At 62.3% G+C, this 18854-nt stretch carries 16 protein-coding genes; 5 read left to right on the top strand and 11 right to left on the bottom strand.

Annotation, left to right across the window (positions count from 1 at the left end; all coding sequences use genetic code 11):
* Positions 1 to 9: 9 nt before the first annotated feature.
* The 3 genes from IPM84_24185 to IPM84_24175 form a co-directional block, all read right to left on the bottom strand.
* A complete protein-coding gene (locus IPM84_24185) occupies positions 10 to 507 on the bottom strand; it encodes a hypothetical protein (protein MBK9095792.1) in 498 nt (165 codons plus the stop codon).
* Between the two features lie 120 nt (positions 508 to 627).
* Positions 628 to 1314 (bottom strand): PspA/IM30 family protein, encoded by a 687-nt coding sequence (locus tag IPM84_24180; GenBank protein MBK9095791.1) that lies wholly within the window; start codon positions 1312 to 1314, stop codon positions 628 to 630.
* A gap of 160 nt (positions 1315 to 1474) precedes the next feature.
* Positions 1475 to 2857, bottom strand: a complete 1383-nt coding sequence (locus IPM84_24175) for a winged helix-turn-helix domain-containing protein (protein MBK9095790.1) — start codon at positions 2855 to 2857, stop codon at positions 1475 to 1477.
* 203 nt (positions 2858 to 3060) lie between these two features.
* Between IPM84_24175 and IPM84_24170 the strand changes: the two genes are divergently transcribed.
* Positions 3061 to 6057, top strand: a complete 2997-nt coding sequence (locus tag IPM84_24170; protein MBK9095789.1) for a molybdopterin-dependent oxidoreductase — start codon at positions 3061 to 3063, stop codon at positions 6055 to 6057.
* Here the strand turns inward: IPM84_24170 and IPM84_24165 are convergent.
* Both IPM84_24165 and IPM84_24160 read right to left on the bottom strand, forming a co-directional pair.
* Complete coding sequence (locus tag IPM84_24165) at positions 6049 to 6504, bottom strand: PIN domain-containing protein (protein MBK9095788.1); 456 nt, start codon at positions 6502 to 6504, stop codon at positions 6049 to 6051. The genes IPM84_24170 and IPM84_24165 overlap by 9 nt on opposite strands.
* Entirely contained in the window at positions 6497 to 6784 is a 288-nt protein-coding gene (locus tag IPM84_24160; protein MBK9095787.1) for an AbrB/MazE/SpoVT family DNA-binding domain-containing protein, read from the bottom strand. Before IPM84_24160 ends, IPM84_24165 begins: the two co-directional genes overlap by 8 nt.
* 278 nt (positions 6785 to 7062) lie before the next feature.
* Between IPM84_24160 and IPM84_24155 the strand changes: the two genes are divergently transcribed.
* Positions 7063 to 7482, top strand: coding sequence for an OsmC family protein (locus IPM84_24155; GenBank protein ID MBK9095786.1), 420 nt, complete (start codon positions 7063 to 7065; stop codon positions 7480 to 7482).
* On the opposite strand, the gene IPM84_24150 is transcribed toward IPM84_24155, so the two are convergent.
* The gene (locus IPM84_24150; protein ID MBK9095785.1) at positions 7448 to 8401 is read right to left on the bottom strand and encodes an aldo/keto reductase; all 954 of its coding nucleotides are present in this window, start codon (positions 8399 to 8401) and stop codon (positions 7448 to 7450) included. The genes IPM84_24155 and IPM84_24150 overlap by 35 nt on opposite strands.
* 186 nt (positions 8402 to 8587) lie before the next feature.
* Between IPM84_24150 and IPM84_24145 the strand changes: the two genes are divergently transcribed.
* Positions 8588 to 10174, top strand: coding sequence for a hypothetical protein (locus IPM84_24145; GenBank protein MBK9095784.1), 1587 nt, complete (start codon positions 8588 to 8590; stop codon positions 10172 to 10174).
* 46 nt (positions 10175 to 10220) lie between these two features.
* On the opposite strand, the gene IPM84_24140 is transcribed toward IPM84_24145, so the two are convergent.
* The gene (locus IPM84_24140; protein MBK9095783.1) at positions 10221 to 11108 is read right to left on the bottom strand and encodes a methionyl-tRNA formyltransferase; all 888 of its coding nucleotides are present in this window, start codon (positions 11106 to 11108) and stop codon (positions 10221 to 10223) included.
* Between the two features lie 94 nt (positions 11109 to 11202).
* Here IPM84_24140 and IPM84_24135 point away from each other — a divergent pair, with 94 nt between their 5' ends.
* Positions 11203 to 11499, top strand: a complete 297-nt coding sequence (locus IPM84_24135) for an oxidative damage protection protein (protein ID MBK9095782.1) — start codon at positions 11203 to 11205, stop codon at positions 11497 to 11499.
* Between the two features lie 71 nt (positions 11500 to 11570).
* On the opposite strand, the gene IPM84_24130 is transcribed toward IPM84_24135, so the two are convergent.
* Positions 11571 to 12839: an ATP-grasp domain-containing protein gene (locus IPM84_24130; GenBank protein MBK9095781.1), complete on the bottom strand. Its 1269-nt coding sequence runs from the start codon at positions 12837 to 12839 to the stop codon at positions 11571 to 11573.
* A gap of 208 nt (positions 12840 to 13047) precedes the next feature.
* On the opposite strand from IPM84_24130, the gene IPM84_24125 reads away from it, so the two are divergent.
* On the top strand, positions 13048 to 13716 hold the full coding sequence (locus IPM84_24125; GenBank protein MBK9095780.1) for an O-methyltransferase: 669 nt from the start codon (positions 13048 to 13050) through the stop codon (positions 13714 to 13716).
* Positions 13717 to 14008: 292 nt separating this feature from the next.
* On the opposite strand, the gene IPM84_24120 is transcribed toward IPM84_24125, so the two are convergent.
* From IPM84_24120 to IPM84_24110, 3 genes are read right to left on the bottom strand one after another with little or no spacing between them, the layout of a single operon-like run.
* Positions 14009 to 17032, bottom strand: coding sequence for a type I restriction endonuclease subunit R (locus tag IPM84_24120; GenBank protein ID MBK9095779.1), 3024 nt, complete (start codon positions 17030 to 17032; stop codon positions 14009 to 14011).
* Entirely contained in the window at positions 17032 to 17634 is a 603-nt protein-coding gene (locus IPM84_24115; GenBank protein ID MBK9095778.1) for a DUF4276 family protein, read from the bottom strand. Before IPM84_24115 ends, IPM84_24120 begins: the two co-directional genes overlap by 1 nt.
* Positions 17628 to 18791, bottom strand: a complete 1164-nt coding sequence (locus IPM84_24110; protein MBK9095777.1) for an AAA family ATPase — start codon at positions 18789 to 18791, stop codon at positions 17628 to 17630. Before IPM84_24110 ends, IPM84_24115 begins: the two co-directional genes overlap by 7 nt.
* Positions 18792 to 18854: the final 63 nt, after the last annotated feature.

Genomic DNA, 18854 nt, shown 5'->3' with positions numbered 1-18854 from the left:
CTACCTTTGTTACTTCTTGGCCCACCGATAGACGGCTTTGCCTTCATTCGGTAGGGCGGTCAAGGTTGGCGCTTCTGCGCCCTTGACCGGCTTGAGCTTGCCACGGGTGACGACAGCCTGCAGCAATTCAGGGTCGTATGGTACGTCTTCATAGTAGTAATTGGGCAGCTTGTCGGCCTTGATGCGCATGCTGCGTTGCTCGTCGCGTACGCTCAACTCAAGCTGCTTGACCTCATCCCAACCAAAATCCTGCCGCGTGCCCCACAGGCGCAACGGATTGCTGATGGTGAGTCCTTGATCGGTCACAATCACCTTGCGGCTCGACACATAGAGGGCATCCAAGATGGCGTACAGACCGAGGAAGCCCGCGATGGACAGGACCAAGATGCCCATCGCTTCGGTAATCAGGCCGCTGATCCAGGCCAGGAAACAGCCCAGCAGCAGGGCAAAACCCGTGGCGAACTTTCCATTGATGCTGCGTGGCTCAAAAATGATCGCGTTATTCATACCCGTTGTGTAATTTCCCCCTCTGCAATGGCATTGACAGGCAGTTCCGTCGGTCATGCTTCCGGTGTGACAGTCTCGTCACGGCGTGATAACCGTCCGGCCCGGGGCCTGACCCGCAGGCTATGACGCGGCGCTCATGCCCAGCCGGCGTTTGCGTTCTTCCAACTGGCGATTGAGCGTCTCGCGCTCCAGCACGTCGTCCATCTGCCGATCGAGGCGGGTGGTAACCATGTCGCTTTCGGCCTGCGCCTTGTCCAGGCGGGCGCGGATAGAATCGGCGACGCGTGCAACGTCGGCATCGCCGGAGCCAACCAAATCGTCCAGTGACTTGATCGCCTTGACGCTGACCTCTTTGGACTTGGCCAGAGTGAGCAGGGCTTGCAGTTCTTCACGCTCCTGCTTGACGGTGGTCAGCTTGGCTTCCAGCTTGAGGCGTGCGTCCAACAGTTTCTGATACTCGGACTGCTGGCGGTCGGCCTGATCCTTGTACGAATCGGCCAGGCGCTTGGTCGAATTGAATTTGGTCTGTGCGGCCGCAGCCAGTTCCTCGCGACCCTCGCTGAGGAAGATGTCAATGTTTCTGTCGAGTTCCGCAGTCTTGGCCGCAAATTCATCATATTTACGACGCAACATGCGCGCCTCGCCGCCCACCGTGGCCGCGGCATCTTCCAACTCATCCAGGTTGTTATCAACCTGGCGAATGTACTGATCGAAGACGGCGATGGAATTGGATTTTAGTGCCTCATCCACCATGTAATGCAAATTAGCCGAAATGAGAGTGCCGATTTTTTCTAACAACGATGCCATGCGTAAGTTACCTCCCTGTGCTGTCCAAATGTTTTTTGTGAGCCTCGCCGTTGCCCGGGCCAGCGGCAAAGCCTCAAGTGCGGCTTGATTTTACCCGCAATTTACAAATTACGCTAGACGACGCGCTGACGTGTGACTGACGGTCTGTCGGGATCCTTGGCTAGACGGCGCCCACCAGCTTGTAACCGCGTCCGCGCAGGGTCATCAGGTAACGTGGATTCGTCGGATCCGGTTCGATCTTGGCGCGCAGGCGACTGACCAGTTTTTCGATACGCGCATCGTCCACCGTATCCATGTAATCTTGTCCCCACACCGCCTCCACCACCTGGTACTTGTCACAGATCTTGCCCAACTGCCCGTAGAGCAAGAGCAGCAGGCGATATTCCAGGTTGGTCAGCGCCTCCGTGGTGCGACCATCCACCGTCACCTCGCCGGTTCCCACGTCCACGCGCACGCCCTGCGCGCCGGGGCGCACCAGGGCGCTTTGCTGCGCCAGGAACTGGCCGAACAGGCGGCAAAACGGGCGCGGCGCCTCGTCATTGTCCCCCAGCAACAGATGCTTGCTGCGCAGGGCGGCAATCGCGGGCAGCGGCGCCTCTCCACCTGGAGTGCTCAAGTCCATCAGCGCACCACGTTCGATTTCGCTCAGGCCGGCCCAGATTTTGCCGCACTCGGTCTGCACTGTCATGTTGCGCGGCAGGCGTTGGGCCGCTTCGCGCTGAATGATCCAATCCTGGCTGGCATCGCGCAAGGGCGCGCCGGTCAGGCTGCCGAGCACGCCGCAAGTCGCTTCGATCAAACCGATGTGACCGCCGGCCCAGTCGAGGACGAAATCCACATCGCGACCGCTAAACGTCACGTTCAGCTCTTTGGCCACCTGGTGAATCATATCAGCTGCATCGGTTGAGTTAAGCGGCGGCAAGTAGTAGGTGTGATGCGTAAACAATTCGATGAATTCGTCAATCGCCTCGTCGCGGCGCAGCAGAGGCAGACTTTCGTTGGTGGCCGTCATGAAGGTCAGTCCACGCCGGTATTGATCCTTCAGCGCGCGCAGATTGAGAAAGACACGGCCTTCGACGCGGGTCAGGACTTCGTCGAACTCATCGAAAACGATCACCAGCTTGCGTCCCAGCCCGTCGAGCACCGCGGTCAGCCCTTGGTTGAAGCTCAGTGGCACATGAAACGGGCTGTGGGGATTGATGAGTGCTTCGTATGCATTACGCAGCGTGCGCAGCAGTGTATCGGGCACGGCCTGTCTGCGCAGGGTATCTTGCAGGCAGCGCAGGACCAGCTCATAGAAACCCTGGTCGTTCAGGCCCAGCATCCGATTGCAGTCAACATAGACGAAAATGGCGTCACGACCCGGGCCGTCCATGCCCTGCTGGGATTCTGGCAGGCAAATCATGCGCAGCAGGGCCGATTTGCCGATGTTGCTGATGCCCACCACGGAACAGCACTCCTGGGCATTCAGATAACGCCAGACAACTTGTGATTCATCGCGGCGCAGAAAGGCGCCGTCACGACGCAACATGCGATCGGGCATACGTGCTCCCGTCCTTGGCTATGGTTTCAGAAGAATCGAGGACCGATGACAGTGATGACAGTATTGTAGCACATCCGGCCCGCCCGACCAACTTCGATGATACTTCCTGGCGTTTGCATCACCCAACTCATTTGAACTCATTTTGAGCGTCCGCGCTTGTATGTTAGAATTCAGCCAGGAACCAACATCTTCTGGAGGCAACGATGCACATCCACCTTACGCTCAATGGCGAACAGACGACCTGGGACACGGCGCCCCATGAATTGCTCCTGACCGCGCTGCGCCGGGCCGGCATGTGGAGCGTCAAGCACGGCTGCGAGACGGGCGAGTGCGGCGCCTGCGCCGTGCTCCTCGATGGCAAACTGATCAACACCTGCACCCGCCTGGCCGTCCAAGCCCACGGCGCCGCCATCGAAACGTTGGAACACCTGGCGCCTGATCAACCCGGCCGGCGCGACAACGACCTGCACGCGCCATCTCCGCAGGCCACGCTGCACCCGCTGCAGCGCGCCTTCATTGAAACAGGCGCCATCCAGTGCGGCTTCTGTACCCCGGCCCAACTGCTGGCCGCCAAGGCCCTGCTCGATCAAAATTCAGAGCCTGACGAGGCCCAGGTGCGTGAGGCCATCGCCGGCGTGCTCTGTCGTTGCACCGGCTACGCCCGTCCCGTGCAGGCCGTGCTGCGCGCGGCCGCGCAACTGCGCGGTGAGCCTGTGCCGCCGGTTGAGATGCCCGCAATCACCGTGGGCGGCCTGGCCGACCAACAGCCGCACGCGCCGCCAGACGACACCCCGGAGTTCCCGGATGACTCCTTCGGCGGACGCCCTGTGGACACCCTGACGCGCACGCGCCTGCCGGTGATGGTCGTTGCCCAGCCCGAAACGCACGTGGTCAACAAGGCTGAGACCAAGGTGGATGCGGTCAAGCTGGCGAAAGGCCGTCCGGTCTTCACCGATGACATGACCCTGCCGGGGATGCTGCACGCGGCCCTGCTGACCAGCCCCCATGCCCACGCCCGTATCCGCTCCATCGAAGTGGCCGCGGCGCGCGCGTTGGAAGGCGTCCACGCGGTGCTGACCCATCAGGATGTGTCGCGCGTGATGTACGCCAGCGGCGGGCAGAGCTACCCGCAGCCCCACCCCTACGATCAGGTGTCGCTCGACAGCAAGGTGCGTCATGTCGGCGACCGCGTGGCGGTGGTGGCGGCCGAAACACCAGAGATCGCCCAGCGCGCGCTGGCGTTGATCGAAGTGGATTACGATGTGCTGCCGGCCGTTCTTGACCCCCTGGCCGCTATGCAAGAGGGCGCGCCGCAGATTCATGATGAAGCAGACGCAGTGGGCATCCACGACGCTGCGCACAATCGCTCGCATCACATCCATGTCAAGCATGGTGATCTGGAAAAAGGCTTTGCCGAAGCTGCCTGGACCTTCGAGCACGAATACCGCGTGCATCAGGTGCAACAGGCCGCCATCGAACCGCACGCCTGCATCACCTATTGGGACGAGGACGATCGCCTGGTGGTGCGCACGAGCACGCAGGTGCCTTTTCATGTGCGCCGCATCATCGCGCCGCTGCTGGGCCTGCCCTTGCGCCGCATCCGCGTCATCAAGCCGCGCATCGGCGGTGGCTTCGGCGTCAAACAGGAAGTGCTCCTGGAGGACCTCTGCGCACATCTGACCATTGCCACCGGCCGGCCGGTGCGCTTCGAATACACGCGCGCCCAAGAGTTCAGCAGCGCCCGCTCACGCCATCCGCAGATCATCCGCGTCAAGACGGCCGTGCGCAGGGATGGCACCCTGGCCGCCATGCGCATCAAGACCGTGGCCGACACCGGTGCGTACGGCACGCACGGCCTGACCGTACAGATGGTCAGCGGGTTCCGCGGCCTCAGCACCTATCGCCTGGGCGCGGCCGAGTTCGACTGTGACGTGGTTTACACCAACAAACCAACGCCCGGCGCGTACCGTGGTTATGGCGCGCCGCAGGCCCTATTCGCATTGGAGTGCCACCTGGAGGAAATCGCGGCCGCCATCGGCTGGGACCCCATCGAGTTCAAGCGCAAGAATTGGGTGCGCGCCGGCGATGAGATCATGATGGCGCGGGCAATGGGCGAGGGACGCGAAGGCTTTGCGCAATGGGTCACCAGCAACGGCCTGGAGGAATGCGTGCAAGAGGGCATGCGGGCAATGGACTGGGAACGCAAGACATTGCCGGGCTTCCACACCCCGTACCCTGATCGTCCTCACATTCGCCGCGGCCTGGGCGTTGCGCTCTGTATGCACGGCACCGGCATCGCCGGCCTGGACATGGGCGCAGCCAGCCTCAAGCTCAACGACGACGGCAGTTTCAACCTGCTCGTCGGCGCCACTGACCTGGGCACCGGCTCCGACACCGTCCTGGCCCAAATTTGCGCCGAAACGTTGGGCGTGCCGCTGCGTGACATCATCATCTTCTCGTCCGACACCGACTTTACGCCCTTCGATACCGGCGCCTACGCGTCCAGCACCACCTACATTTCGGGCGGGGCGGTGCTCAAGGCTGCCGAGCAGGTCAGAGACCAGATCGTCGAGCACGCGGTCAAACATCTGCTGCCGGGCGCGGACGCCGAGCGAGTGTGGTTGGAGGATCAGCACGTCTGCGCGCCAGATGGGCGCAAGGTCAGCCTGGAAAAAGTAGCCCTGCACGCCACGCATCAGGCCGATCAGCATCAAATCATGGCGACGGCCAGCCACATGAGTTACGTCAGCCCGCCACCCTTCGCCGCGCAGTTTGTCGAAGCCGATGTGGATACAGAAACGGGTCAGGTGACGGTGAACCGGCTGTTGATGGCGGTTGACTGCGGCGTGGCGATCAACCCGTTGACCGCGGCCGGCCAGGTGGAAGGCGGCATGGTGCAGGCGCTCGGCTATGCCCACTGCGAGGAGATGGTCTACGACGACGAAGGGCGCCTGCTAAACCCGCGCTTCGGGCCTTACCGCATCTACCAGGCCGACGAGATGCCCCAACTCGATGTCATCCTGGTGCAGACCTACGAGCCGAGCGGGCCATACGGCGCCAAAGCGATAGCTGAGATTCCCAAAGATGGCGTGGCGCCCGCGTTGGCCAACGCCATTTACGACGCCACCGGCGTGCGCATCCGCCAACTCCCCTTCACCCCGGAGCGGGTGTGGCGCGCGCTGCAAGCCGCATCAGCCTGAGCTATCCGTTTGCAGCCCGGCATCAATCAACGCGCGTAGCTGGCTTACAAACTCGCCCGGTGCTTGGATCAGCAGACCGCTCTGATCGGCCACATTGGGTGTGAAGTCCTTGGGATTGAGCGTTAGAAAACGATCCACGGCAGCGTTGACCGCGGCTGTCAGAATCGGTGCGTCTTTGGTCTCGATCAGGTGTTCCCATCGCTCTGTCTCGCCAGGCGATGGATCGGCAACGACCTCAAGACGCATGGTAGCGAGCAGCGCGGCAAACGTCGGGAGGGCCTGAGGCAGCTTCTTGCGTAAGTTGCGCTCTACTTCATCCAGCACCTGGCGCGAGACCACGAGGGTGAACAGCCCGATCTCGGCCATCCTCATGACAGCGTTGCTGGCGCCAGTGGGTGAGGCCGCGCCAGCGATCAAAACGTTCGCGTCAACGAAGATTCTACGCATCTCGATGTTGCCGCTCGCGCCAGATGTACTCTCTCTCTTCTCTCAAGCCGTCTAGCAGGTCCGCCAGGGTGACGCCTTCCCGCTGCATCATAGCGACAAACTGCTGACTCAACTGTGGAACGCGCGGCTGCTTTGGCGTGAGCATCACGATGTCCCCAATTTGCACCAGGAGGAGAATATCGCCATCCCGCGCAGCCAGGGCCGTACGCAGGGGCTGCGGGATGGTCATTTGACCTCGCTCACGCAGACGTACCGCGTAAGTGCCAGTTTCCATCATCATGTCCATTGCTGTGCCTCCGTCATCGTGTTTTGGATACCATTCTGATTTTCGTACAATCGCATTATACGATTGAACATTGACGGTGTCAATGCAGGAATGGCTCTTGAGTGATCAAACTCGTCAAACTCGAAGAAAGCAGGTACAATGAGTTTTGGATTGCGTCGCTTTTTTCGAGCTGGTAGCGCTAACCCGGCGCCGTCGTCGGCCAGGGCGGCTGCAACGCTGCGGGATGAGGTCACGATCCTCAGCCTGAGTCAACAAAGAAATGGAGTAAATCAATGGATACAGTAAAGGCAACCCTGGTAGATGCGATGCACTTCGACATCGAAGTAGACGGTCATCATTTCATGGTGGATGCAGCCAGCGAGGTAGGCGGCATCGACGCGGGGCCGCAGCCGGTGCGCCTGCTGATCGCGGGCCTGGCCGGCTGCACCGGCATGGACGTCATTTCGATCTTGCGCAAGAAGCGCCAGGAGGTGACTCACTTCGAGGTAGAGGTCAACGGCGCTCGCGCCACCGATTACCCCAAGGTGTACACCGACATCGAGGTCGTTTACAGAGTGCGCGGCCACAACATTGACCAGGCATCGTTCGAACGGGCGATTCAGCTATCTGAGGAACGGTACTGCCCGGCCATGGCCATGCTGCGCAAAGCGGCCAACATCACGAATCGTTACGAGATCGAGCAGGAATACTAACCCGATCGAGCGCGTCTGCTTCTTCAGCGGTCATCTCCCAGCCCAGGGCGCCGGCGTTTTCGGTCGCTTGACGGGCGTTTTTGGCGCCGGGGATGGGCAAAACGCCCGGATGGCGCACGAGCCAGTTGAGCGCGACCTGGCCGGCCGTCTTGCCATGCGCAGCGCCGATCTCTGTCAGCAGATCAACCGTGGGCATGGCCGCGGCCAATTGTTCGGAGGAAAAGGTCTTGAGTCGCTGCCGCGCGCCTGATACGGGTGTGCCGGGCCGGTACTTGCCGGTCAGTCGTCCTTTGCCCAGCGGGCTATAGGCGATCAAGGTGATGCCGAGTTCCTGGCAGGCCTGGAGGACGCCATTGCGTTCACATTCCCGGTTGAGCAGGTGATACTCCACCTGGTTGGAGGCCAGGGCCAGCCCGCGCTTGGCCAACACCTCGTGCGCCAGGCGCATGCGTGACTCACGGTAGTTGCTCACCCCAATGGCGCGAATTTTGCCCTCCTCCACCGCGTCGGCCAGGACATTCATCAGGGTTTCGATGCGAATGGTGGGCAGGTACCAGTGTACCTGGTAGAGATCAATGCAATCAACCTGCAGGCGCCGCAGACTGCCATGCAGGGCACGCCGGATCGAGCCGGCCGTCCAGCGATGGGGCAGCGGCGCAAACTTGGAGGCGATAAGAATGGGCGTTTGCACCGTGGACACCAGTTCGCCCAGCAGGCGCTCTGAGGTGCCGGTGCCATAGACCTCTGCGGTATCGAACAACCGCAAGCCGGCGCTCAGGCTGGCGTGAAAGGCCGCAACCACATCCTCTTTGCCGTGACTGCGACCATACTGCCAGGTCAGCTTGTCACCCCAAGCCCAGGTGCCAACGCCCAGGGCCGGCGCCTCCACACCGCTGGCGCCGATTCGAATCGTCTGCATGTTCATAGATTCCTTTTGTTTCTCCATCTTCGTTTGCTTTCTCTTTTTAACCTACATACGCGCGAACGTCAAGTTCGCACCTTTGTCATTACCGGGTGTATAATCGTCAGGAGTTGAGAAACCCGGTTTCTCACAGAAACCGGGTTTCTGAAATAGTCCAATCCAGGGAGCACATGCGGCGCCGCCATGAAATCCCACCGACAGCCTGCAAGTAAACGCTATCTTCTGCCGGCTTTGGGCCTGCTGCTGGTCCTCGGTCTGGCCGCGTGCGCGCAACCGCCGCTGCCGCCTACCCCACCCTCTGCCTTGGTCACGCCCACGCCGGCCGCCAGTTTGACGCCGCCGACTCTGCCGCCGCTGCCGTCACCGCCGCCGCCGCCGCTCAGCACGCCTGGCACCGCCATTGCCACCGGCCTGGCGCCGGGCACAGTGCGGCCTGTGACGATCACGGCCGCGCCAACCACTCTGCCTGCGTCCGACACCCCCGCGCCAGCATCAACCATTGCCACCGACACCCCCGCGCCCACGCCCACGGCGCCGCCGACGCCCGTCCCCTTGCCCACGTTGACGCCGCGCCAGCTCTTTTTCCCCGGCATCTCCAGCCAGGGGCCGACGCCCACGCCTATCACCCGCACGCCGATCCAGCACGTGGTTATCATTATCAAGGAAGGGCGCAGCTTCGATGCGCTCTTTGGCCGCTTTCCGGGCGCGGAAGGCGCGACGCGCGGGGAAAAGGCTGATGGCACGCTCATTGACCTGACGCGGGCCGGGGACCGCCTGGGCGGCAGCCCCGATACGTCCCGCGCGTCGGCGCAGATCGCGATGGGCGGCGGCCGCATGAATCAGTTCGATCTGATTCCGGGCGCGGCCCTGGCGGATGGCTTCCTGCTGCCCTTTACCCAGGCCTGGCCCGAAGATATTCCCAACTATTGGCGCTATGCGCAGACGTTCGTGCTCAGCGACCGCACCTTCTCCGCGGCGGCCGGACCAGCCTTTCCCAATCTGCTACACCTGGTGGCTGCACAGTCGGCGCTCGTCACCGACAACCCCACGCAAAGCTCCGACACCTGGGGCTGTGACGCACCGGCCGGTGCGCGTGTGCGCACAGAACCAGTCGCGGACAATCCGACATGGGTTTTTCCCTGCTTCAACATCCCCAATCTGCCTGACCAACTGCAGGCCCGGCCGCTGTCCTGGCGTTTCTACGGGCCGCGGCCCGGTGCAGACGGCTATCAAAATGTCGTGCTGAACGCCATTCAGACGATTCGCACCTCGTACCTGTGGAACAACAACGTCACCAGCGACGGCCAATTCCTGGTAGATGTCCTGCGCCGGCAGCTCCCAGCCGTCAGTTGGCTGGCGCCCCCTGGCGAATTCAGCGAGCGCCCCACCGCCAGCCTGTGCGCGGGTGAAAACTGGACCGTGCAGCAGATCAACGCCGTGATGCAGAGTGACCTGTGGGCCAGCACCGTCATTTTTGTCGTCTGGAGCCATTTTGGCGGCTTCTATGATCATCTGCCGCCGCCGCAGGTGGATCTGTTTGGCCTGGGGCCACGCGTGCCGCTGCTCATCATCTCGCCCTACGCCCGGCCCGGTTTCATTTCCCACAACCAGGCCGAGCTGACCTCGCTGGTTACTTTTGTCGAACGCAACTTCGGCCTGGCGCCCTTGAGCGAGCGCGACGCCCGCGCCAATGACCTGCTGGAAAATTTCGATTTCCGCCAGGCGCCCTTGCCGCCGCTGCTGTTGAGCGCGCGGCGCTGTCCAGATTGATCCGACAAGGACGCTCCCCCAACCGTAGGGCACGCCTCCGGCGTCTCTACCACAACACGGTGGCACGCAGGACGCCGGGGGCAAATTGAATCAGCGCCTCGCGCCCGGTTCGCAGCAGTGGCCGGTCAAGCTGTTGTTGGAGATCAAAATCGAGCGCGGTTTGCAGCCACAACGTGGTGTCGTGACCTGTTAACCGGTATGGATAGCCCCATGCGGCCGTGCCGCGCATGAAGTTGAAGGCGCGCCGCGCCGACCAGGTGGGGCTAAGCTTGAAATCAGAATCGCTGGGCCAGGGAAAGTAGGTGCTGCGCGCCTCGTCCTGCGGCCGGACTGAGAGCGGCCCTTGCGCCAGGCGGGTCAGCGTTTGCAGCATCAACGCGGCGCCGGCCTGAGCGATCAGCGCATCGGCCTGCGACCCGCTGCTGCCATCGGGCAAGGGTACGCCGGCCTGTGCAACGACTTCGCCCGCATCCACGGCTGGCGTCATCCGGTGCAGCGTGACGCCGGTTTGCTCTTCGCCCAGGCGCCATTGCCAAAAGAGGGGCGCGGGGCCGCGGTAGCCGGGCAGCAGCGACGGGTGCAGATTGAAACAGCCCAGGCGTGGCGCCTGCAGCAGCTCGGCGGGCAAGATCAACGAAAAACATGCAACCAGGATGACATCAGGGGCCAGCGCGGCCAAACGCGCAATCACCGGCGTGCCGCGCAGATGCTTGACGTAGATCACCGGCAGCCCGGCCGCGGCCGCCTGCGCAACGATGGATGGCGGGTGTGCGTTGACCGAGAGCAGCAGCGCGGATTCCTCCGGCGCGGAGCCTGGCGTCACCACCGCGCAGACCTGCACGCCGTGCGCCAGCAAATACTGCATGGGAATGGCCGAAAAAACACCATCCATGCCCATGAAGACGATGCGCAGCTTTTGGGTCTCAATGCTCATTGGTGTACAATCACCCGCACCACAAATTCAGATCAGGAGATTCGACATGGCCGATCCAGCCGCCAACATTGGTTTCAGCCCCGACAACACGCGCATGGTGATGTGCCGCAAGCTTGGTCGCCTGCTGCCGGGCTTGGACAAAGCACCGTTCAAGGGCAAGCTGGGCGAGCGCATCTTCAACGACATTTCGCGGGAGGCGTGGGAGATGTGGCCGTCTTACCAGACGCTGCTCATCAACCATTACGGACTCAGCCTCGGTGATCCAAATGCGCAGGATTTTCTTCTGCAGCAGATGGAGCAGTTCTTCTTCAGCGACGAAGGCCAGATGCCCGAGGGATGGACGACGCCGGGCGGTGGACAGAAACAGAAAGGCGGCGCCGCACGCAAGTAGGATTTTGCGTGAATGCGGCATCCTGTAGTAACACCATCCATCCTGCTCATCTCCACCTACGAACTAGGCCATCAGCCCTGGAACCTGGCCTCGCCCTTGGCGATAGGCAAACCATCCTCGATGTCAAAGTGCAGGCACGCGTGCGCCGCGCGCAGCGCGCCTTCGACGAACGCTGGGTCAGGCCCGCGCGCAAAGATGAAGCCGAGGTAACTGGCGCCCTCTGGCAGCGGCACGATCGGGTTGTGCAGCGGCGCGCTGATGATGATTTCGTCAATACCGGGAACGGCTCGCGCCGCCGCCAGGCCAGAGACATGCCGCAGAAAACCAGCTTTGGGGATGGGGATCATCATCACGCCGTTGGCCTGGCTGGTCGGGTTGAGCGGTCCCAAGTCAAGGCCGGCGGCCTGGCGCAGAATCAACTCCTCCAGGCTGCGATCGAGGTCAAAGCGCAGCGTTTGCGAGCAGTAGCCGCCGATCGAACGCCCGGCCATCTCCACCATCCACGGGCCATCCGCGTCGATGCGCAGTTCCGCATGCACTGGCCCCACGCGCAGCCCCAGGGCCGCCGCGGCCTGTGCAGTCACCTCGGCAATCTGCGCCTGCACTGCGGACGGCAGTCGCGACGGCGTGACGTAGATTGTCTCCTCGAAGAACGGCCCCTCCAGCGGATCAGGCTTGTCAAACAGCGCCAGCACGGTCAGTTGCCCATCGAAGAGCAAGCCTTCGAGCGCCACTTCCACGCCAGGAATGTACGTTTCCACGAGCAGCGCATGGCCATCCGCGCCGGCGTGACTCGACGCGTCGCTCACGATGGCGGCGGTACGCGCAAAGGCTGCCACAAACCCGGCCGGGTTGTTGGCGCGAATGACACCCCGGCTGCCTGATAGCAAGAGCGGCTTCAGCACCACGGGGTAGCGAAACTGCGCAGCCAACGCGACAGGGTCGGCGTCCAGATCATAGCGCGCCGACTGGGGTGAAGGCGTCCCGGCCGCGGCGAAGAGTTGGCGCATGAGGTGTTTGTTGCGCGCCGCCAACGCGGCCTGCGGTGAGTTGTGCTGCAGGCCCAGCGCCGCGGCGACCTGCGCGGCCAGGAGGCTGCCGGTGTCATCGGTTGCCAGCACCGCCTGCACCGGATACTGGCGCGCATAGTCAACAATGATCGGCAGCGCAAGGTCAGGCTGGCTAAACGGCACTGCCAACGGCATGTGCCAGAGATCGGCCAGCGCGCGCGGCAGGTCAACCACCTCGATCACGTCCAGCCCCAGGCGAGCGGCCGCGTCGAGGAAGGCGTTGTTGCGGTAGCTAAGCGCGCCGCTGAGAAGAAGAATCTGTTTGCCCATACGGATGGGGCGGATTCTACCACAACCGCGGCTGTCACGCCAAGGTTGGACAGCCTCGGTCAGCAATTCCGCATACAGCGTACACTCGACCACCAGGAGCGCAGGGAACATACAGAAGCCGGCCCGCCAAAACCGGTCGGCGCCGCGCCGAAGCTTGTGTTACAATAGCGGCTGCCTTTGCGGCATAAATCTATGGCGAGGTGATTCGATGTCAACGCTTGAACAAGAGACTCAACTCAGTCCTTTTCAGAGGTATCTGCGCACCCATTTTCATCAAGATGACGCTGACCTGGTGCAATTGCAGCTCGAGGCGCAGGCGGCCGGTCTGCCGGCGATCAGCATTGGCCCCGAGCAGGGTAAGTTCTTGCAACTGCTGGTGGCCCTGACCGGCGCGCGTCATGTGCTGGAAATCGGCGCCCTGGGCGGTTACAGCGGCGCCTGGATCGCTCGTGCGCTACCGGCCGCTGGCCGGCTCATCAGTCTGGAGATGAACCCCCGTCACGCGGCGTTTGCCCAGGGTCAGTGGAATCGCCTGGGTCTGGGCGCCACGGCGACCGTGATCAGCGGCCCGGCTCTCGCCACGCTGCCCACCCTGACGCCGGCCGCCCCCTTTGATATGATCTTTATTGACGCGGACAAGGAAACTTATCCTGACTACCTGGAGTGGGCGATCCGTCTGGCACGACCCGGAACGGCGATTGTGCTGGATAACGTTGAGTTGCATGGCCGGCTGGTGGATCAGGCAGCCCAGGATTTACCGCACGTACGGGCCATGCAGCGTACGATGACCATGCTGGCCTCCGATCCACGCCTCGTCAGCACGGTTGTGCCTTACGTGGATGGGCTGGCAGTGACGGTTGTGAGGGGGAGGGAATGAGGAATGCTGAATGCTGAATTGACCTCTGCGCCTCATCCCGAGATAGTCATTATGTCAAAACTTTTGGCTACGAAGCCTGCGCCGGGCCAGAGCTGGCAAATCCTAAGGCGATCACCGCCAAGAGCATGACGGTTGTGCGCAGCCGAGCAGGAATCCCAAATGCTGTCACGAAACGATGTCCATTGGCGAATTGACTCGCGTGCGACGCCCGTGTCGAGGTTGCGGCCGACCACGGTCGCAATGCTGCCCATCATGACGATACGTCGCAAGCCGGGGGACCGAGGGGTGCGGCTCAGATCCCGGCCGTGCGCAGCCGATGATACGCCTCCGCTGCCAGCCCAGCGGTGATCGTCTTGCGAAATTCGGGGTCGTTCATGAAGCGCACGAAGATCTCTTCGTTCTGGTCTATGCGTTCCATAAAGAGGGTTTCGAGCAGGTTCTTGAAGACCAATTCGAATTTGTCGCCGGGGTTGACCGCCGCGGCCTGTTGTAAGGTTGCGTCGCGCAGGGCAACTTCGACGATTTGATCGAAGAAGAGTTGGTCGGCCTGGTTGAAGTCGGTGCCAAACTGTTGGTTCACGATGTCAATGAGGCGCGAGAGCGAGATCGGCTGCTCGCGCACCATGCCGCTGCCCACCTCGGCCGGGCCGTCGAGACGCTGCGCGTACCCCTGCCGCAGATCAATCGAACCTTCGCTGATCTTCTGCAGGCGATAGTACTCCAGCCACACATCCTCATCGAACTTGTAGGCCGGACCGCCGCGCCGCCGCGGCAGTTTGGCGCCGAGATGGCGCAGAAAGATGTAGAGCCGCTCCAGGTCCGAGTCCTGGTAGGGGATGATCTGGCTGAGGAAGCTGTAGAGATTGCGGAATGCCTGCTGTTTGCCCCGCCACAACTCGGCTTCGGCTTCGTCCTCCCGCTGGCGCACAGTGAAGCGCTGCACCGGGGGATCCAGCGCGGCGTTCATGGCCTGGTGATCGGCGGCGCTCTGGCGCTCTTTGGGTTTGAAGTAGATCGCGCAGAAGCGTGCCACTTCTTCGGCCAGGTAAATGCCTGAAGCGTCCAATTCGGCCTGAATCTGGTAGAGGCGCGCCGGGTCCACCGCCTCGCCGACTTCGGCGCCTTCGTAGTAGACCTTGAACGCCTCACGAATCTCGGCCGGATCGTTGACGAAATCAAGGACAAAGGTATCTTCCTTGAGCGGATGGGTGCGGTTGAGCCGCGAGAGGGTCTGCACAGCCTGGATGCCGGCCAGCCGCTTGTCCACGTACATCGTGTGCAGCAGCGGCTGGTCGAAGCCGGTCTGATATTTCTCGGCCACCAGCAATACCTGGTACTCCGTGGTTGCGAACTTCTCGGGCAGCTCATTCTCGCGGATGCCGCGGTTCATCCCCTCCTCGGTGTAGCTCACGTCGGGCAGTTTATCGTCCTGCACCGTGCCAGAGAAGGCTACCAGCGTCTTGATGGGATAGCCTTTCTCCTGGATATAGCGGTCGAAGCTCTGCTTGTAGCGCACAGCCGCGAGTCGTGAGTCCGTCACGACCATCGCCTTGGCCCGACCTCCGATCTTGTGCCGCGTGACGGCCTGGAAATGCTCCACCATCACCTCGGTCTTCTGGGCGATGTTGTGCGGGTGCAGCGCCATGAAGCGGGCCAGGGCGCGCGCCGCCTGCTTGCGCTCGACGTTGGGGTCGTCCTCGCAGGCTTTGAGCAGCTTGTAGTAGGTGGCGTAGGTGGTGTAGTGGGCGAGCACATCGAGAATGAAGCCTTCCTCGATGGCCTGGCGCATGGTGTAGCGGTGGGCCGGCTCCCCGTTCTCGGCAAAGACGGCGAAGGTCTTGTACTTGGGCGTGGCGGTGAAGGCGAAGAAGCTCAGGTTGGCCTGGCGGCCGCGCTTGACCATGCTGCGGAACAGCTCCGCCATGTCGTCCAGGCCTTCTGCGGCCGCCTGCTGCTGGGCCGCCTGGCGCAACTCCTCGCCGCCCAACACTTCTTTGAGGTCGGCGGCGCTCTCGCCGCCCTGGGAGCTGTGCGCCTCGTCAATGATCACCGCGCAGCGCCGCGTCGGCAGCGCGCCTGCGCTCTGTTCGCCCCGCTCCTCCGCCATTTTGAGCAATTGCCTGGAGACGAACGGGAACTTCTGCAGGGTGGTGATGATCACCGGCACCGCGTTCTCCAGCGCCTCGGCCAGTTGACGGGAGCTTTCATCAATTTTCTGCACCACGCCGCGCTTGTGATCGAACTGGTAGATGGTGTCCTGCAACTGCTGGTCGAGCACGATGCGATCGGTGACCACGATGACGCTGTCGAAGACGCGGCGGTTGGCCGTGTCGTGCAGCGAGGCCAGGCGGTGGGCAAGCCAGCCGATGGTGTTGCTCTTGCCGCTGCCGGCCGAGTGTTCGATCAGGTAGTTGTGGCCCACGCCCTCCGTGCGGGTGGCCGCCACCAGGGTGCGTATGGCTTGAAGCTGGTGGTAGCGGGGGAAGATCAGCGTCTCCTTCTTGACCTTGCGGCCCTGGTCGTCGCGCCTTTCTTCGATTTGCAGATGGATGAAGCGCGCCAGCAGGTCGAGGAAGCTGTCCCGCTGCAGGACTTCCTCCCACAGGTAGGCCGTGCGGTAGGTGCGGCCGGCCGGGTCGGGTGGATTGCCCGCGCCGCCGGCGCAGCCCCGATTGAAGGGTAGGAAGTAGGTCGCCGGCCCGGCCAGCCGCGTGGTCATGAAGACCACCTCGGTATCCACGGCGAAATGGACCAGGGTGCGCCGCTTGAACTCGAAGATCGGCTCGCGCGGGTCGCGATCCTGCTGGTATTGCCGGCGCGCATGTTCCATCGTCTGGCCGGTGAACGGGTTCTTAAGCTCGGCCGTGGCGACGGGGATGCCGTTCAGGCTGAGGGTGACATCCACTGATTTCTCGGAGCGCGGCGAAAAGTGAAGCTGGCGGGTGATGCCCAGACGGTTGGCGGCGTAGCGCGCTTCCAGTTCCGGGTTCAGCTCGTGGGCCGCCTTGAAGAAGGCCACCCGCAGGGTCCGGCCGTAGCACTTGAAGCCGTGGCGCAAGGTCGCGAGGCTGCCGTTCGCGTCCAACCACTTGCACAGGTCGGTGAGAATCTGCTCGCCGGTTTTGTCGCCATGCAGTGCCTCGAGTTTGGCCCATTCCTTCGGCTGGGTCTCGCGGATGAAGGCCAGCGCCGTCGCCGGGAAGATGGCGCGCTCACGGTCGAAGCCGGCCCGATCCACGGGGACGTAACCGTGAGCCAGGAGGTGAGTCTCGATGACGGTCTCGAAGGCCGTCTCGGAAGTGCGTGGGTCAGACATCACAGGCTCCTGAGACGCTGCAGAAGCGCTTTGGCGTGCGGGCACGCCGCTTCCACCTTGGCCGGGTCCAGGCTGGCGAGTAAATCGAACGAAACGCCACCCTTCCGGTACGCCTGTTTGCAGTCCGCCGTCGCCTTCTCCAGAACTTCGTAGACCGTTTGCTTCGGCACCGCCTCCAACGCGGGCCAGACCCGGAAAGGCGCGTCCGAGAAGTGCGGGCCAAAGTATCGGCGGAGCATAACCCGATCGGCCAGGAACCAGGTTTCCATGACCTGGACCATCAGGAAGGCACGGTCATCGCCCGCGCCGGCGGGCCTATTCCAGTCATCGCTGGGGCGTGCTTTCAAGTGCTGCCAGGTCGTGTGACCCGCTGCGATGGCATCTTCCGCGTCGACCAATAGCAGCGGTAACTGATTAGCGTCGGCCGATTTCATGGCCCGGCAGAAGTTGTCGAATGCTTCTCTCCGGCCCCCGCACGGCTCTACCCCCGGTCGGTTCTTCACGCCCGCCGACTCGAAGAACTTGGCGAAGGCCCGGCGGCACTGCGACTGCTGAGCGCGTCGCGGCCCCGCGCCCTCCACGTAGAGTTTTGCCGTCACCATCGGTTGCCCCCGATTTCGCCCATGCTCCACAACTGGCCCAGGGTATATTTCTCCAGCCATTCCTTCAATGGATCGGCATCCAGCCGCCGGAACTGCGACTCGCCGTCATGCTTTTCGCAGACGATCACGCTGTCCGGGTAAGAGGAGAGCGCATCTACCAGCACATCGCTGTGGGTGGTGACGACAAGTTGCGTGCGCGCAGATGCCGCGACCAGGAGTTTCGCCACCTGCGGGATGACGTCCGGGTGTAGGCCAAGTTCCGGTTCCTCGATCGCAATCAGAGGGGGCGGGTCGGGATGAAGAAGGATAGCAAGCAGGCACAGGTAGCGTAATGTGCCGTCGGAAAGGCGCGTGGCAGGAATTTCACGGCCGCCGCGCTCGATGAGGATCAATTGGACGTTGCCCCCGACAATCGGTAGCTTGTAATCCTCGATTCCCTCATACAGTTCGTTGAGTTCAGCCAACAACGCTGCCCGCTCTTGGCTGCCCCAATGAGAAAGAACGAGGGGCAGATTTCCCCCACCATCGGCGAGAAAATCGGCTCGATCCAGTGTGCTTTGCTCGCGCCTTAGGGCCGATCCAGGCCCGAAAGACCAATTTCGATACAAGTAAATCTGATCGTACTTTTCTTGCAGCCAAGTTAGCTCAGGATAACGTTCTGGGTCACGCACTTGCGAAAGGATTGATTGCTCGACTTTAACATTATCGCGGCGTAGCAACCTATCGCCCTCTTGCGCGTCACTCAATACTGGGTTGCCGCGCTTGAAAGCGTAATATAGATAGGGGCTAGTATAGGATGGTTTGGGTTTCTCATTCTCGATCCATTCATCTACGACCTCGAAGCGTCCACCATGATCGGCAATAGCCAGTCCATGCCGTAAGGATTGTCGTCCAGCAGGGTAGCACACAATTGCCTCTACGACCGCCTCTTTAGCGTCCGATTGGCCCTTCCACAACCATTCCCGCACGCCACCCATCTTTTTCACGGGCGCGGGAAAGTTGGCTGGCGCGGCTTTGAGCAACGCCAGCACCTCAAGCAGATTCGACTTGCCCGACCCGTTCGGCCCGATCAGTACGTTGAGGCTCGTCAACGGAAGATCAATCCCGCGCGGCCCAAATGACAGCAGGCCGGACACCTTGAGACGCTGAATTAACATGATTGTGCTCCTCTTGTAGGGGCGCACCCTCGCGGTCGCCCCGGCGGGCAGGTGCAAGGCCAT

Source organism: Candidatus Amarolinea dominans, from assembly GCA_016719785.1.
Lineage (GTDB): Bacteria > Chloroflexota > Anaerolineae > SSC4 > Amarolineaceae > Amarolinea > Amarolinea dominans.
This window is presented reverse-complemented; position numbering and strand designations above follow the sequence as displayed.

Coding starts and splice junctions, on each gene's coding strand:
- IPM84_24135 (MBK9095782.1), top strand. CDS start 11,203: ATGGTGATGTGCCGCAAGCTTGGTCGCCTGCTGCCGGGCTTGGACAAA.
- IPM84_24145 (MBK9095784.1), top strand. CDS start 8,588: ATGAAATCCCACCGACAGCCTGCAAGTAAACGCTATCTTCTGCCGGCT.
- IPM84_24130 (MBK9095781.1), bottom strand. CDS start 12,839: ATGGGCAAACAGATTCTTCTTCTCAGCGGCGCGCTTAGCTACCGCAAC.
- IPM84_24120 (MBK9095779.1), bottom strand. CDS start 17,032: ATGTCTGACCCACGCACTTCCGAGACGGCCTTCGAGACCGTCATCGAG.
- IPM84_24115 (MBK9095778.1), bottom strand. CDS start 17,634: ATGGTGACGGCAAAACTCTACGTGGAGGGCGCGGGGCCGCGACGCGCT.
- IPM84_24185 (MBK9095792.1), bottom strand. CDS start 507: ATGAATAACGCGATCATTTTTGAGCCACGCAGCATCAATGGAAAGTTC.
- IPM84_24155 (MBK9095786.1), top strand. CDS start 7,063: ATGGATACAGTAAAGGCAACCCTGGTAGATGCGATGCACTTCGACATC.
- IPM84_24160 (MBK9095787.1), bottom strand. CDS start 6,784: ATGATGATGGAAACTGGCACTTACGCGGTACGTCTGCGTGAGCGAGGT.
- IPM84_24170 (MBK9095789.1), top strand. CDS start 3,061: ATGCACATCCACCTTACGCTCAATGGCGAACAGACGACCTGGGACACG.
- IPM84_24165 (MBK9095788.1), bottom strand. CDS start 6,504: ATGCGTAGAATCTTCGTTGACGCGAACGTTTTGATCGCTGGCGCGGCC.
- IPM84_24175 (MBK9095790.1), bottom strand. CDS start 2,857: ATGCCCGATCGCATGTTGCGTCGTGACGGCGCCTTTCTGCGCCGCGAT.
- IPM84_24150 (MBK9095785.1), bottom strand. CDS start 8,401: ATGCAGACGATTCGAATCGGCGCCAGCGGTGTGGAGGCGCCGGCCCTG.
- IPM84_24110 (MBK9095777.1), bottom strand. CDS start 18,791: ATGTTAATTCAGCGTCTCAAGGTGTCCGGCCTGCTGTCATTTGGGCCG.
- IPM84_24180 (MBK9095791.1), bottom strand. CDS start 1,314: ATGGCATCGTTGTTAGAAAAAATCGGCACTCTCATTTCGGCTAATTTG.
- IPM84_24140 (MBK9095783.1), bottom strand. CDS start 11,108: ATGAGCATTGAGACCCAAAAGCTGCGCATCGTCTTCATGGGCATGGAT.
- IPM84_24125 (MBK9095780.1), top strand. CDS start 13,048: ATGTCAACGCTTGAACAAGAGACTCAACTCAGTCCTTTTCAGAGGTAT.